Origin of the sequence: Streptomyces sp. NPDC006259, assembly GCF_042870975.1 — a bacterium.
In the GTDB taxonomy this organism is placed as follows: Bacteria; Actinomycetota; Actinomycetes; order Streptomycetales; family Streptomycetaceae; genus Streptomyces.
Map to the genome: position 1 here is coordinate 111,047 of NZ_JBIAHY010000005.1, position 13,264 is coordinate 124,310.

Here is a 13,264-nt window from a genome sequence, read left to right on the forward strand (position 1 = left end):
GCGAGGCCGAGGAGTGCCGTGCCCCCGCCGACCACGGCCGGCCGGGCCGTCCACTCACCCGGAGTTCAGTGTCCGGCGTCGGCCGGCACGGGCAGTCGCAGCAGCGCGCCGCCGAGGGGGGGAGGCGGCCGGGCAGACCAGCAGCACCGTCCAGAACGGCGGCTCACGGCGCACCCTCAGCACCGAGGCACCGAGGCACCGAGGCACCGCGATGAGGCACCGAGGATGACGGCGACGCCCAGGGCGATGACGAGCGGTGCGGAGATCATGTGCGCCGGACTGCCGCCGGACCCGCGCGTGGACGTCGGCCGACGGAACGATCGGAGCCTCTGCCCCAGAGTCGAGCGGACCTGGTCGGAGTGGGTGTGTGTGCGTTGCGGGCATCGGGTACTCGGCTCGCGATCTGTTCGACGGCCCTGGAAAGGACGACTGTGATGACGGTGCCGGAGGAGAACCGGAAGAAGACCGACACGACCGACGAGGTGATCGGCGAGGGCGCCGACACCGGGGCCGCTTCCCGTCCGGGTGAGGCGACGGGCCGCACCATGCGCGAGGCGATGGAAGAGGCCGGGGTCCGCTCCGAGGACTACAAGGGTTCCGAGGGGTCGGAGGGCTCGTAGCGTCGCGTGCCCGGTGGGACCGGGCGCGGCGCCCGACGGAGAGGCCCGGCGCCGAGCAGAGCGGAAGGAGAGCCGTCATGGACCACACCGACGTACCCGAAGTGCCGCACTCGCTGAAGGGCGCCCGCTTCCCGGCGGGGAAGGACCGGCTGGTCGGGGCCGCCCGCGGGGCCGGTGCCCCGGAGGAAGTGGTCAGGGCGCTGCGCGCGGTGCCGCAGGAGGAGTACACGTCACCGCGGGACGTGGCGCGGTCGGTCCGCACGGACCGGGAGTCCGATCCCGGGCGCACCACGACCCGGCGCGCCGATCAGGCCCGCGAGGGCGGCAGGCGGGGCTTGTCGCGGCATCTCCGGAGCGTTCCCCGGACGCCGATCCAGGAAGAACTCGACGAGGGCTGACCCGCCTTGTCCGGTCCCCGGCCGGTGGACGAGCCGGTGCGGGGACCACCGCGGCCGGGCCGGGCCCACCGCGGCCCGGCCGACGAACCGGCCAGGACGGCTGACCCGACGGGCCGTGGGCCGTACGCTCCCCAGCACGCGGCCGACGGCCCCCTTCCTCCGCGAGGGACGGCCCATGCAGACCTTCCTCCCGCACGCAGACTTCGCCGCGTCCGCCGCGGCCCTCGATCCGCGCCGGCTCGGCAAGCAGCGTGTGGAGACCCTCCAGGTGCTGCGCGGACTGACCGTCCCCGGCTACGGGTGGCGGCACCATCCGGCGGTCCGCATGTGGACCGGCTACCAGGAGGCGCTGGTCCGTTACGGCCTGGAGATCTGCGGGGTGTGGACCGCGACCGGACGCGCCGACACCTGCGCCGCCTCCCTGATGACCGACTTCACCGGGGGCCGTGGGGCAGCCGGCGTCCGCACACAGCGGGAGCTGGCCGCCGCCGGTGAACTGCCGCCGTGGCTGGGTGACCGGGAGTTCCACCGCAGCCACCGGTCGGCGCTCGTGCGCAAGGACCCGGTCTTCTACGCCCACCTCTTCCCGGACGTTCCCGACGACCTGCCCTATGTGTGGCCGACCTCGGACCGCACGTCCTGACCTGAGGTGAGGCGCCGCCGCCCACCGGCCGCCGGGCCGGTCGGGTCAGTTGTCGACGTCCTGGTCGTAGTCCTTCGCGCACTGCTCGCGTTCGGCCTGGGTGTCGGCGTGCTGGACGCAGTCCGAGTAGTTCTTGAACTCGTCGGAGTTGAGCAGCGACACGCCCGCGGCGAGGATGACCGACGAGCCGATCAGGCCGAGGGCGCCCACCACCGCGCCGATGATGGCCATGACGCCGTTGGTGGCGATGCCACGCCTGGCGCGGCGGTGTCCGAGGATGCCGAAGACGAGGGCGAGCAGTCCGAGGACGATGCCGCCGACGACGGTCCAGAAGAGCACGACGGCGACGATGCCCAGCACGAGTGCGGCGATCCCGAATCCGTTGCGGTGCTCGGGCGCCGTGCCGTGGCCGGCCTGAGGGTAGGCGTACGGGTCGTGGGCCGAGGTCATGGTGGTGACTCCCTCCGGTGCGTGGATCGCGGGTGCCGTGCGTGGCCGTCCGCGGAGCCGCGGACGGTGGTGCAGCTCGGTTGCCCTCCGCGTCCCGGCCCATGCCCGCGAGGACGTACGGCGCCTCGCCGACGGCCCGGCCGACCCGCGCGAGGCACCCGCCACCGAGCAGGGCTCGGCCGCACCCCTCGGCCGCTCCCCTCGGCCGACGAGTGCGCGCCGGCACCGCTCGGGCGGTTTCCGGACGTCCCGGTGCCCCGGACGTCCCAAATCCGCAGAAACCTCCGCGCACCTCCGCGCGACCTCCGGGCGCACCGCAGGCGTTCGGGGCGCGTCGGCCTGATCGGTCCCCGGCGGGGTAGGCGGACGAGGAACCGACACCGATCCGACCGGAGGACCACGATGGCCACTGTCATCCAGCGCATCAAGGAGTTCACCCGGAGCCCCCAGGGCCGCCGCACCGTGGAGCAGGTGCGCCGGACCGCCTCCGACCCGCGCCGGCGTTCCCAGGCACGCGGGCTGCTGAGCAGGCTGCGCACGCGACGGTAGGCGGCCTGACACGCCGGTGACCGACTGTTCTAAAGTGACTGCCGTCAGTCAGTTCCCGATGACCTGGGACGGAGAGGTAGTCACCCATCATGCCGACCGAAACGTTTGAGTTCCGGGTAGAGGCCCGTCAGCTGCTCCAGCTGATGATCCACTCGATCTACTCGAACAAGGATGTCTTCCTGCGTGAACTCGTCTCCAACGCCTCGGACGCGTTGGACAAGCTGCGCCTGGAGGCGCTGCGCGACGACACGTTGGACGCCGACGTGTCCGATCTGCACATCGACATCGAGGCCGACGGCGAGGCCCGCACCCTGACCGTGCGGGACAACGGCATCGGCATGTCGTACGACGAGGTGGCGGAGCTGATCGGCACGATCGCCAACTCCGGCACGGCGAAGTTCCTCGAACAGCTGCGGCAGGCCGACGACGCGGCCGGCGCCGAAGGCCTCATCGGACAGTTCGGCGTCGGCTTCTACTCCAGCTTCATGGTGGCCGACGAGGTCACCCTGGTGACCCGACGGGCCGGCGAGGCCCAGGGCACGCGCTGGTCGTCGCGCGGTGAGGGCACCTACACGCTGGAGACGGTCGACGGGGCGCCGCAGGGCACCACGATCACCCTCCACCTCAAGCCCGCCGACCCCGAGAACCAGCTCCACGACTACACCTCGCCCTGGAAGCTGCGGGAGATCGTCAAGCGGTACTCGGACTTCATCACCTGGCCGATCCGGATGGCCCCGCAGGCCCCGGTGGGCGACGACGACGGCGCCGCGCGCGAGCCCGAGACGCTGAACTCGATGAAGGCCCTCTGGGCCCGGTCGCGCGACGAGGTGAAGGACGAGGAATACCACGAGCTGTACAAGCACATCAGCCACGACTGGCAGGACCCCCTGGAGACCGTCCGGCTCCAGGCGGAGGGCACCTTCGAGTACCAGGCGCTGCTGTTCATCCCCTCGCACGCCCCGCACGACCTGTTCACCCAGGGCTACAAGCGCGGCGTCCAGCTGTACGTCAAGCGCGTGTTCATCATGGACGACTGCGAGGCGCTCCTCCCGCCGTACCTGCGGTTCGTGAAGGGCGTGGTCGACGCCCAGGACCTCTCGCTCAACGTGTCCCGCGAGATCCTCCAGCAGGACCGCCACATCCAGCTGATGCATCGGCGGCTGGCCAAGAAGGTCCTGTCCTGCGTGAAGGACATGATGACCGCCGCCCCGGACCGGTACGCCACGTTCTGGCGGGAGTTCGGCGCCGTCCTGAAGGAGGGGCTGGTGACCGACGCCGAGAACCGCGACGCCCTCCTCGCCGTCTCCTCGTTCGCCACCACCCACGACGCCTCCGAGCCGACCACGCTCAAGCAGTACGTGGAGCGGATGAAGGACGGGCAGGACGCCGTCTACTACATGACCGGGGACTCGCGCGACAGCATCGAGAACTCGCCGCACATGGAGGCCTTCCGGGACCGCGGCATCGAGGTGCTGCTGCTGACCGACCCGGTCGACGAGGTGTGGACCGACGCGGTCGCCGAGTTCGACGGCAAGCCGCTGCGGTCCGTCGCCAAGGGGGAGATCGCCCTCGACGGCGACGGCGAGGAGAAGCCCGAGGAGAGCAGGGAGAAGCAGAACGAGGAGTACGCCGAACTGCTCACCTGGATGAAGGAGCAGCTCGGGGAGGACATCAAGGAGGTCCGGCTGTCCTCCCGGCTCACGGTCTCCCCGGCCTGCCTGGTCTCCGACACCAACGACCTGACGCCGGCCCTGGAGAACCTCTACCGGGCGATGGGCCAGGACGTCCCCCGCGCCCAGCGCATCCTCGAACTCAACCCCGGTCACACGCTCGTGAAGAGCCTCAACCGGGCCCTGCGCGAGCGGACGGACCGGGACGCGCTCGCCGAGAACGCCGAACTCCTGCACGGTCTGGCCGTACTGGCCGAAGGAGGCCGGCCCAAGGAGCCCGCCCGCTTCACGCAGCTCCTCGCGGAACGTCTGGAACGCGCCCTGTAGCAGGCCCGCCCGGTGGGCGGCGCCGCGCCCGGGGGCGCCGCCCATGACGAATTGTCAGCGGTGTACTGAAGAATGCGCGGAAGCGAGATCAACTCCGGGCCTGACGGGGTAGGCGGTCTCGAGTCCCTGCCCTGAAAGAGGTCACCGCTGATGCCGCTCACCGCGATCCGGCCGCAGTCCACCGACGCGCCACGCACCCCGGCCACGGCCGACATCCTGCGCATCGTCTCGGACGCCCGCACCCCGGTCTTCGTCACCGTGCACGCCAACGGCCGCCGCAGGTACAGCTACTGGCGACCGCTGGACTCCACCACCGGCAGAGGCGGCTGCTATGTGGCCCTTCCCACGGCCGAGTGCGACGAACTCCAGGCCGCCGGCCGTATCACCCTCGGCGACCCCCTCACCGACCCCACGAAGACCACCTACCGGGTCCGGCCGCTGCGCGCCGCCCAGACCCCCACCCGCATATCCTCCAGGTCCGCCCGCCCGGTCCCGGTCCGGGACCGCATACGAGCGGCGTGAGGCGGCTCGGGGTGCGCGCGCCCCGAGCCGCTCCGAGCCCCCGGCACCGCGACTCCCCGTCCCCGCACGGGTGGTTCACGACCGCGCCGCGACGACGCCGTCCGCACGGCCGCGTCGACCGCGGCTGCCCCGGCACCCCCGCGACTCCGACGCCCCGCGACTCCGACGCCCCGCGACTCCGACGCCCCGCGACCGCGACGCCCCGCGACCGCGACGAGCCCCGCGACCCCGACCGAGACGGCCGTCACGCCTCCCGGCGGCAGGCGACCGCGCGATGCGCGCCCGGATTTCCGCCGCCGGGACCGCGATCGAGGGCCTACCGGTGACCTGCCCGGCCGTCGAGGGCGACGACTCCCGGTCCTGAGCGGCGGTGGCGGCGGCGCGTCCGGCACGCTCCCGTCAGACCGGCGGCGCGAGCACCGCGCGCCGGGTCGGCACCATCGCCCAGCGGATCGCCGCCGTCATGGCGGCGCCGAGCGGCCGTACGCACAGACTGTCGACCACGGCGAACCGGGGCAGGCGCAGCTCGCCGGCGGCCCAGTCGGGGAGCAGGGACACGGCATTGGCGGCCAGTACGCCGTAGGGCAGGCGGGCGACGAGGGGGACGGGCGGGTTCAGCAGCAGGAAACGGGCGGTGTCGCGTGCCTCGGGCGTGGCGCGCAACTCCGGGCGGTACGCCGACAGCCGCGCGGCGAGCGCCTCCCTGCTGCGCGGCGGATCGGGGATGCCGAGGGCGACGGCGATCCGCGCCGTGTCCTCGACGTACCCGTCGCACTCCTCGTCCGACAGCGGGCGCAGCCCGTAGCGCTGATGGGCGCGGAGGAAGCTGTCGACCTCGGCGACGTGCACCCAGGCCAACAGGTGCGGGTCCGACGCACGGTACGGCTCGCCGCTCGGCGTGACTCCCCGCACGCGTTCATGGACGGCCCGGACCTGGTCGCAGGCCCGCTGGGCGTGCTCGGCGGTGCCGTACGTCGTCGTGGCGAGGAAGGTGCTGGTGCGCTGGAGGCGGCCCCACGGGTCGCCGCGGAAACCCGAGTGGGCGGCCACGGCCGCCATGGCGAGCGGATGCAACGACTGGAGCAGCAGGGCGGACAGCCCGCCGACGAACATCGAGGCGTCGCCGTGCACCCGGCGGACGGGACGCTCGGGTCCGAACCAACGCGGGCCGGGCGTGCCGTGTATGCGGGCCCGGTTCCGCACGCCGTCCGGTCCGGCGACGCGCGCGAAGAGGCCCTGTCCCAGCCACTCGCGCGGGTTCGGGCCACCCGTTCCGATCGTCCTCATGGCTGCCGCGGCCTCCTCTCGCACGACGGGAAGCGCAGTCCTGCGACGTCCGTTCCTTTCTACCTCCAGGAGGGCGTGCGAGGCGATGGGCCGGCGGCACCGGACGGTGATCAGGAGCAGTCGTAGGCGAACCGGACCTCGGCCGAACGCCGCTCGGGCGACAGCAGCCGCAGCTCCGCCACCGCCGCGTGACGACCGGGCCCCTGGAAGGTCCACAGCAACCGCAGCCGCACCTGCCGCTGCCCCCGAGCGACCGCGGTGTGCCGTACGGCGGAGGTGGTGCCGTCGCTGCGGACCCACCGGTAGGCGAGCGTGCCGGGCCGGCCGTCGGTGCGGACGACTCCCACGACGTCGGCGGTCGTGTCACAGCCCAGGGTCCGGCGCGCGGCCGTCACGGAGACGTCGCGGACGCCCACCGCGGCTGCCGCGTCCTGCCGCCAGAGCAGGAACAGGACGGCGGCGACCAGCACGAGCACGGGCAGCGCGTGCCGCCGGGGCGGCCGGCGCCGAGGTGCCGGCGCGGCCACGAGCGTGGGGGGCGTCGGACGGGGGTGCCGGGCCAGGGCCGCCGGCACGCCGGGACCGAAGCGCAGGACGGTCCCGTCGGGGGGAGCGGCCGCCGTGTCGATCACGACGGTCGGGCCGGGGGTGGGCCCCGGGTCGGGGTCGGGCCGCTGAACCCAGTGACTGGCCAGCACGGTCGCGCTGTACGCGTCGGCGTCGGGCCTCGCCGGTGGGAGCGCGTCGGGTGCGGGCGGGCCGCTCTCGGGGGTCCTCATCGGAGGTCGCACCGCCGGGTCAGGAGCTGCTGGGAGGCGCCGCCGCCGTCGGCGGCCGGGCCGGTGTCGGCCTGGACCGTCCAGTAGCAGCCGGTGCCCCGGAAGGGGTGGTCGACGGTGAACGAGTACCGCGTGGCGCCGTCGAGCCGCCGCGTCGTCGGTGTCCCGTCGCCGGTCCCCGGCTGACCGCGGTTGTCCCCCGTGAACCAGCCGACGGTGACGGACACCGGACCGGTGCCGTCGGTCGTGACCGTGATCGTCGCCGTCGCGGTGCCGGGCCCGGTCTGCCGGAAGCCGGTCACGGCGACCTCCTCGACCGCGGGCGGGCCCGGGGGAGCGGAGGTGACGGCGGTTCCGGTGGGGGTGGCCGGCACCGTGGGCTCCCCGCTGGTCGTTCCCGTGCCGGGTGCGGTCTCCGGGGCGGAGGGCGAGGCGGAGGGCAAAGGGGCGAGCGACGCGGGCGAGGGACCGGGGCCACCGGACGAGGCGGGGGCTGCGGGGGGCGTGGAAGGAGCCGTCGCCGACGGCGTCGCGGCGCTCGGCGGGGCCGTGCCGGTGGGCGGGGCCGGCACGGCGGTCGTCGTTGCCAGCACGTCGGCCGCCCGGCCGGAGCCGGCCACGGTGTCCGCGCCGCCGCCTCGCGCCGCGAGGATCGCCACGAGCACGGCCGCCACCGACACCGCGACCCCCGGCCAGGTGGGTTGCCACGGACGGCGCCCGGCGTGACCGGCACCCCGCGTGAACACCGTACGAGCCGTGTCCGCGCCGGCGTCCGGCGCCTGCCGGGCGGTCGGCAGCAGGAACAGGAGCAGTGCGACGAGCGCGGCCAGCCGACCACGCCCGCGCTCCTCCCACTCCGTCCCGTACGCCGCTACGGCGATCCCCTCCAGTTCCGCGACGAACGCCGCCGCGTCCGAGGGCCGGTGCTCCGGCGACTTGGCCAGCCCCCGCCCGACCAGCGGACGTACCGCCTCGGGCACCTCCTCGACCGGGATCGGGCCCTCGACGTGTCGCAGGGCCAGTTCGCCCAGGTTGTCGCCCGCGTAGGGACGGCGTCCCGTCAGGCACTCGAAGAACGTGGCCGTGGCGGCGTACACGTCCCCGGCGGGCGAGGCCGGCGCGCCGGTCCACTGCTCCGGGGCCATGTAGGCGGGCGTCCCCGCCACACCGGCTCGCACACCGGCGTCCACCGCGATGCCGAAGTCGACCAGCTTGGACACGCCCTCGGGGGAGACCAGCACGTTCTCCGGCTTGTAGTCCCGGTGGACCACGCCGACCCGGTGGGCGTCGGCGAGACCGAGCAGCGAGCCCTTGAGGACGACCAGCGCGGCCTCCGGCGACAAGGGGCCCTGCCGGGCCAGCGCGGTCCGCAGGGACACGCCGTCGACCAGCTCCATCACGATGGCGGCGCCGTTCGTCGCCTCGACGTACTCGTAGAGACCGGCCACGTGCGGGCTGCGCAGCCCGGCGAGCAGCTCCGCCTCGGCACGGAACCCGTGCACGAACCCCGGCCGCGTCCGCAGCGACTCGCTGAGGTACTTCACGGCGACCGGCACGCCCGTGGGTTCGTGGACGGCCAGGACGACCCGCCCACTCGCCCCGGTCCCGAGTTCCAGCGACTCGGAGTACCCCGGTACAGCCCATGCGTCCATCGCCGTCCCCCAGCCCGCAGTACGCCCTCGGTGCCGTGGCCCGGCACATCGGGCCACGCGGACGAAGACACGTTCTCGGCCACAGCGGTTGCAGGCGGGCCGTGGACGTCACCCCTGGGCGGCCGGCTGCCAGAAGTCACGCATCACGGCGGGCGGGGCGGGCCGGGCCGGCCATCGCCATCCGGGTGAGCAGGACGGTCACCGTCGTCGACGGGGCGCCGCAGGAGCTCGTCCAGGCTGCTCATGGTGGTCCGCCGTCCGCCGTCCGCCGTCCGCCGTCCGCCGTCCGGCCTCCGCCTTCCGTCCGCCGGGCCGCCGGTGCGCGGGGTGGTTCGTACAAGGGCGGACCGGACCCCCTGCCGGAACGCATCGGTCGCCGCCGAAGCGATGCGGGCGGGGGTACGCCGACCGCGATGACGCGGCAAGCGCTCGGTCACGGGCGCGGGAGAGCGTCCGGTCGGTGTCGGCTCTCCCCGACCCCGACCCCGGCCCCTACCCCGTCGTCGTCCTGTCGGGGTGTTCCGCGGTGGGCGGCGGCGAGCCCGCCGGCGGTGAGCAGGGCGGCCAGCGCGGTGAGGATCGTGCCCCGCCAGCCGAGCGTGTCGAGGAGCGGCGCGGTGGCGGCCGTGCCCAGCGCGCCGACGGCGAAGTAGAGCACGAGGTAGACACCGGTCAGACCGCCGGAGCGGTGGGGGTCCACGGCGACGACGGCACTCTGGTTGGCGGCCTGCGCGGCGAAGCAGCCGGCGTCGAACAGGGCCAGCCCCAGCACGGTCGGGACGGGGTGCGGGAAACCGGCGGCCAGGACGGCCGTGCCGAGCGCGGCGGCCGCCATGGCCCCGCCGGTGACCCTGCCCGGCGTGTACCGGTCGATCAGCCGGCCGGTGAACGGCAGCGCGGCGAACCCGAGGAGCCCGGCCAGGCCGTACAGGCCGACCCCGGTGGCGTCGAGGGAGTACGGCGGACGCGCCAGCGTCAGCGAGAGGGCCACCCAGACGACGTTGAAGGCGAAGTACCACAGGCCTCCCAGCACCACGGCGCGGCGCAGCGGACGGTGCCGGCGCAGCAGTGGCAGCAGGGCCGCGAGCGCGGCGGGGTAGCCGCCCTCGGGCCGCGGGCGGTCGCGGGGCAGGAGCCGGCCGGTGGCGAGCGCGCCGAGGAGGGCGACACCGGCGAGGACGAGCAGCATGCGGCGCCAGCCGAGCAGGTCGGCCAGGCTTCCGCCGGCCCAGCGGCTGAGCAGGATGCCGGCCGACAACCCGGTGGCGACCGTGGCCATGGCCCTGCCGCGCCGGCCGGGTGCGGCGTACCGGCCGGCGATGGCACCGGCCTGGGCGGCGACCCCGGCCATCGCGCCGATGAGCAGGTGGGCGGCCAGCAGGACCGGGGCGTTCGGCGCGGCGGCGGCCAGCGTGAGCGCCGCCGCCAGGACGCACAGCTGGACGCCGACCAGCCGGTGCGGGGCGACCCGGTCGGTGAGGGGCAGCAGCAGCGCGAATCCCGCAGTGCAGCCCACGAGGGTGGCCGTCGGGATGAGCCCCGTCGTGGTCGCGGACAGTCCGAGGTCGTCGGCCACGTCGGCGAGGGCGGGCTGGAGGGCGTAGTTGTTGGCGATCGCCGTCGCCGCCGTGGCCGCGAGCAGCGCGGTGCCGTACCGGGGGAGGGCCGGGCCGGTCACGGCCGGTCGGCCTGGGCGCGGATGACCACGTACCGGCATTCCGCGTCGCCGTCGTTGGCGAAGGTGCAGGGCGCGGGCTCGCCGAGTTCCACGGTGTCGCCGGGGCCGAGATCGTGGCCGGTGGCGCCCTCGTGGAAGGTCAGCCGACCGTCCAGCACCCACACCACCTGCCGGGCGAACGCGAAGGACGCCGCCGGGTAGGACACCGCCGCTCCGGCGGGCAGTCGGATCTCGGCGGTCTCCACGGGGAAGCCGGGGCCGGTGATCTGCCGGCGGCGGTAACCGGTCTCGGGATCGCGCCACTCGGTCGCCTCGCCGTGCCGGCGCACCCCGGTCGTGCTCCCGGGCCCGTGCGCCTCGCCCTCGGCGAGGGCCAGCAGCGAGGAGACGCTGAGCCGGAAGGCGGCGGACAGCTTGCCGAGCACGACGGCCGTCGGGCTGCTCTCGCCCCGTTCGATCCGGTGGATCATCGCACGGGAGACGCCGGAGGCCTCGGCCAGCTGGTTGAGGGTCCAGCCGAGCCGCTCGCGCTCCGTGCGGACGCGGACGGCGATCCGCCCCACCAGGGGATCTACTATGTTGGACATGGTGACAATATATGAGAAGCGCGAGGTGGTGCGGGTCCGTCCGGCAACCGCGGCCGACGGCGAGGCCGTCCGCGCCATCCGCAATCACGCCGTAGCCACCTCGACGGCCCTGTGGACCGACACCCGGCAGTCACCGGCCGACGCGGCTGCCTGGCTCGCCGCGCACCTCGCCCGGGGTTCGGCGCTCGTCGCGGAGCTGGGCGGCGAGGTCGTCGGGTTCGCGGTCTACGGCCCCTGGCGCGACCTCGACGGCTACCGCCACACCGTGGAGAACTCCGTCTACGTCCGTGAGGACAGCCAGGGGCTGGGCATCGGCCGCGCGCTGCTGGGCGCCCTCGTCGACGCGGCACGCGGGGCCGGGCATCACAGCATGATCGCCGGAATCGAGTCGGGCAACGCCACGTCGATCCGGCTGCACCGGCGGTTCGGGTTCACCGAGGTCGGCACGGTGCCCGAGGCGGGGTTGAAGTTCGGGCGCTGGTTCGACCTCACGATCATGCGGCTGGCGCTGGAGGACTGACCTCGCGGCGATCGGCGTGATGGCGCCGTCGTGCGGACCCGGGGGCGCGGCCCCGCTGCCGGCCGAGGCCCCCGGGTCCGCCGCGGGTCAGGCCGTGTGCAGGGTCAGCCCGTAGCGGTTGAGTATCTCGTTGACCGGCTGGAACCAGGTCTCCCCGCCGCTGCCGCAGTTCCCCCAGCCGCCCGAGGTGACGCCCTGGGCCTGGTCCCCGCTGAGGAACGAGCCGCCGGAGTCGCCGGGCTCGGCGCACACGCTGGTCTTCGTCATCTGGTGCACCGCGCCCTGGCTGTAGTTCACCGTCTCGTTCCTGGCCAGCACGCTGCCGCAGTGCCAGTGCGTCGTGGAACCCGACCGGCAGATCGAACTGCCGACCGGCGCCTCGGCCGAGCCGCGCACGAGCTGGTCGGGGATGGTCCCCCAGCCGAGCACGACGGGTACGGTCCACCAGCCGCTGCCCACGTTCACCCAGGCGTAGTCGTTGTCCGGGAACGACGAGCCCTGGAACGCGCCGACGTAGGAGCCGTCCCAGCCGCTGACACCGGCGCCCGGCCGGCCGCAGTGCCCGGCGGTGACGAACCCGCCGTGCACCGAGAAGCCTATGGAGCAGCGGACGTTGCCGGTGTAGTACGGGTCACCGCCGACCGTGCCCGCCGCGAAGGTCCGCGGCGCGGCGGCGACCGTCTCGACGCTGACGGGCCCGGCCTCGCGCGCCCGGGACACGAACCGGCGGACATCGTTGTCGGAGACCCTGTCCCGGACCACCTCGACCACCAGCGTGTTGGCCTCGGGGTCCACATGCCAACTGCTCACGCCCTGTGGGGCGGTCAGCCGGTCGACGCGTGCCTTGGCGGCGTCGAGTTCGCGCGCGCTGTGTTCGACGGTGCGTACGGCGGCGCCGGTGGAGCGGACCGCGCGCAGCGTGGCGGGGGAGGCGTCGGAGGTGACCGCCACGGTCAGCAGCCCTTCCTCCGCGTCGAACCACGCGCCGCCGTAGGAGGTTCCGGCGGCCCGGCGGGCGCGCGGCTCCACGGCGGTGGCGGTGCGCTCGGCGGCGAGCCGTTCGCGCGCCTGACGCTCCGACAGGCCGAGGTCGCGGCGCATCGCGGTGAGCAGTCCGGGGGAGACCGGCCTGGAGTCCGCCGCGGTCGGCGCGGGGGAGTCCGTCGCCGCCGCGGGCAGGGTGGAGCCGGTGGTCCAGCCGCCGGCCATCAGCAGGACGGCGAGTCCGGCGTACTTGAGTCTGCGGTGTCTCACGGGAGTTGCCCCTTCGTCGTTCCGACAAGGTGGGGGTGGAACAACCGGTTCTGAGAGCGCTCTCGTACGGATGGGTAGAGCGTAGCCATGCACCATGGGCAGGTCCATGCCAATGGCACGACTTCGCTTCTCGGGGACTCCCCGCGTGCGCCAACGCCTCGGCGCACGCGGGGGAGGCGTGCGCCGAGGCGCTGGGTCGGCTGGGCCGGTTCGTTCCGGGCGCCGCCGGTCCGGTCCGGGCTTTGCCGGTGCCGCTGGTTCGGTCCGGGTTTTGCCGGGCTCCGGGTGCCGCTGGTTCGGTCCGGGTCTTGGTGGGCGACGGTGGCTC

The 13,264-nt window shown here is 74.2% G+C and carries 14 protein-coding genes; 7 read left to right on the plus strand and 7 right to left on the minus strand.

The genetic code is table 11. From position 1 onward, the window contains the following. Nucleotides 1-434 precede the first annotated feature (434 nt). The 3 genes from ACFYO5_RS21180 (at nt 435) to ACFYO5_RS21190 (ending at nt 1,661) form a co-directional block, all read left to right on the plus strand. Entirely contained in the window at nt 435-620 is a 186-nt protein-coding gene (locus ACFYO5_RS21180) for a hypothetical protein (RefSeq protein ID WP_356569806.1), read from the plus strand. 77 nt (nt 621-697) lie between these two features. Further along, complete coding sequence (locus tag ACFYO5_RS21185; protein ID WP_388710662.1) at nt 698-1,018, plus strand: DUF2795 domain-containing protein; 321 nt, start codon at nt 698-700, stop codon at nt 1,016-1,018. A gap of 175 nt (nt 1,019-1,193) precedes the next feature. Continuing rightward, the gene (locus tag ACFYO5_RS21190) at nt 1,194-1,661 is read left to right on the plus strand and encodes an MSMEG_6728 family protein (RefSeq protein ID WP_388710665.1); all 468 of its coding nucleotides are present in this window, start codon (nt 1,194-1,196) and stop codon (nt 1,659-1,661) included. A gap of 45 nt (nt 1,662-1,706) precedes the next feature. On the opposite strand, the gene ACFYO5_RS21195 is transcribed toward ACFYO5_RS21190, so the two are convergent. Beyond that, nucleotides 1,707-2,111, minus strand: coding sequence for a DUF4190 domain-containing protein (locus ACFYO5_RS21195; RefSeq protein WP_388710668.1), 405 nt, complete (start codon nt 2,109-2,111; stop codon nt 1,707-1,709). Between the two features lie 402 nt (nt 2,112-2,513). Here ACFYO5_RS21195 and ACFYO5_RS21200 point away from each other — a divergent pair, with 402 nt between their 5' ends. The 3 genes from ACFYO5_RS21200 to ACFYO5_RS21210 all read left to right on the plus strand — a co-directional run bounded on the left by ACFYO5_RS21200 (nt 2,514) and on the right by ACFYO5_RS21210 (nt 5,179). Further along, on the plus strand, nt 2,514-2,660 hold the full coding sequence (locus tag ACFYO5_RS21200) for a hypothetical protein (protein ID WP_356569814.1): 147 nt from the start codon (nt 2,514-2,516) through the stop codon (nt 2,658-2,660). Between the two features lie 89 nt (nt 2,661-2,749). Further along, entirely contained in the window at nt 2,750-4,657 is a 1,908-nt protein-coding gene (gene htpG / locus ACFYO5_RS21205) for a molecular chaperone HtpG (protein WP_388710671.1), read from the plus strand. 150 nt (nt 4,658-4,807) lie between these two features. Beyond that, a complete protein-coding gene (locus tag ACFYO5_RS21210; protein WP_356569818.1) occupies nt 4,808-5,179 on the plus strand; it encodes a hypothetical protein in 372 nt (123 codons plus the stop codon). A 399-nt stretch (nt 5,180-5,578) separates the two neighbouring features. Here ACFYO5_RS21210 and ACFYO5_RS21215 read toward each other — a convergent pair whose 3' ends face one another. The 5 genes from ACFYO5_RS21215 to ACFYO5_RS21235 all read right to left on the minus strand — a co-directional run bounded on the left by ACFYO5_RS21215 (nt 5,579) and on the right by ACFYO5_RS21235 (nt 11,162). Further along, nucleotides 5,579-6,466 carry an oxygenase MpaB family protein gene (locus ACFYO5_RS21215; RefSeq protein WP_388710674.1) on the minus strand — a complete coding sequence of 296 codons (888 nt, stop codon included), beginning with the start codon at nt 6,464-6,466 and terminating at the stop codon, nt 5,579-5,581. 110 nt (nt 6,467-6,576) lie between these two features. Continuing rightward, nucleotides 6,577-7,245 (minus strand): hypothetical protein, encoded by a 669-nt coding sequence (locus ACFYO5_RS21220; protein ID WP_388710677.1) that lies wholly within the window; start codon nt 7,243-7,245, stop codon nt 6,577-6,579. Beyond that, nucleotides 7,242-8,897, minus strand: a complete 1,656-nt coding sequence (locus ACFYO5_RS21225) for a protein kinase (RefSeq protein ID WP_388710679.1) — start codon at nt 8,895-8,897, stop codon at nt 7,242-7,244. The genes ACFYO5_RS21220 and ACFYO5_RS21225 overlap by 4 nt, the downstream gene beginning before the upstream one ends. A gap of 433 nt (nt 8,898-9,330) precedes the next feature. After that, complete coding sequence (locus ACFYO5_RS21230) at nt 9,331-10,575, minus strand: MFS transporter (RefSeq protein ID WP_388710682.1); 1,245 nt, start codon at nt 10,573-10,575, stop codon at nt 9,331-9,333. Beyond that, nucleotides 10,572-11,162 carry a helix-turn-helix domain-containing protein gene (locus ACFYO5_RS21235; RefSeq protein ID WP_388710684.1) on the minus strand — a complete coding sequence of 197 codons (591 nt, stop codon included), beginning with the start codon at nt 11,160-11,162 and terminating at the stop codon, nt 10,572-10,574. The genes ACFYO5_RS21230 and ACFYO5_RS21235 overlap by 4 nt, the downstream gene beginning before the upstream one ends. Between ACFYO5_RS21235 and ACFYO5_RS21240 the strand changes: the two genes are divergently transcribed. Next, the gene (locus ACFYO5_RS21240; protein ID WP_388710687.1) at nt 11,161-11,682 is read left to right on the plus strand and encodes a GNAT family N-acetyltransferase; all 522 of its coding nucleotides are present in this window, start codon (nt 11,161-11,163) and stop codon (nt 11,680-11,682) included. The genes ACFYO5_RS21235 and ACFYO5_RS21240 overlap by 2 nt on opposite strands. Before the next feature lie 87 nt (nt 11,683-11,769). Here the strand turns inward: ACFYO5_RS21240 and ACFYO5_RS21245 are convergent, their stop codons facing one another. Next, nucleotides 11,770-12,936, minus strand: a complete 1,167-nt coding sequence (locus ACFYO5_RS21245) for a S1 family peptidase (RefSeq protein ID WP_388710690.1) — start codon at nt 12,934-12,936, stop codon at nt 11,770-11,772. Between the last annotated feature and the right edge of the window lie 328 nt (nt 12,937-13,264).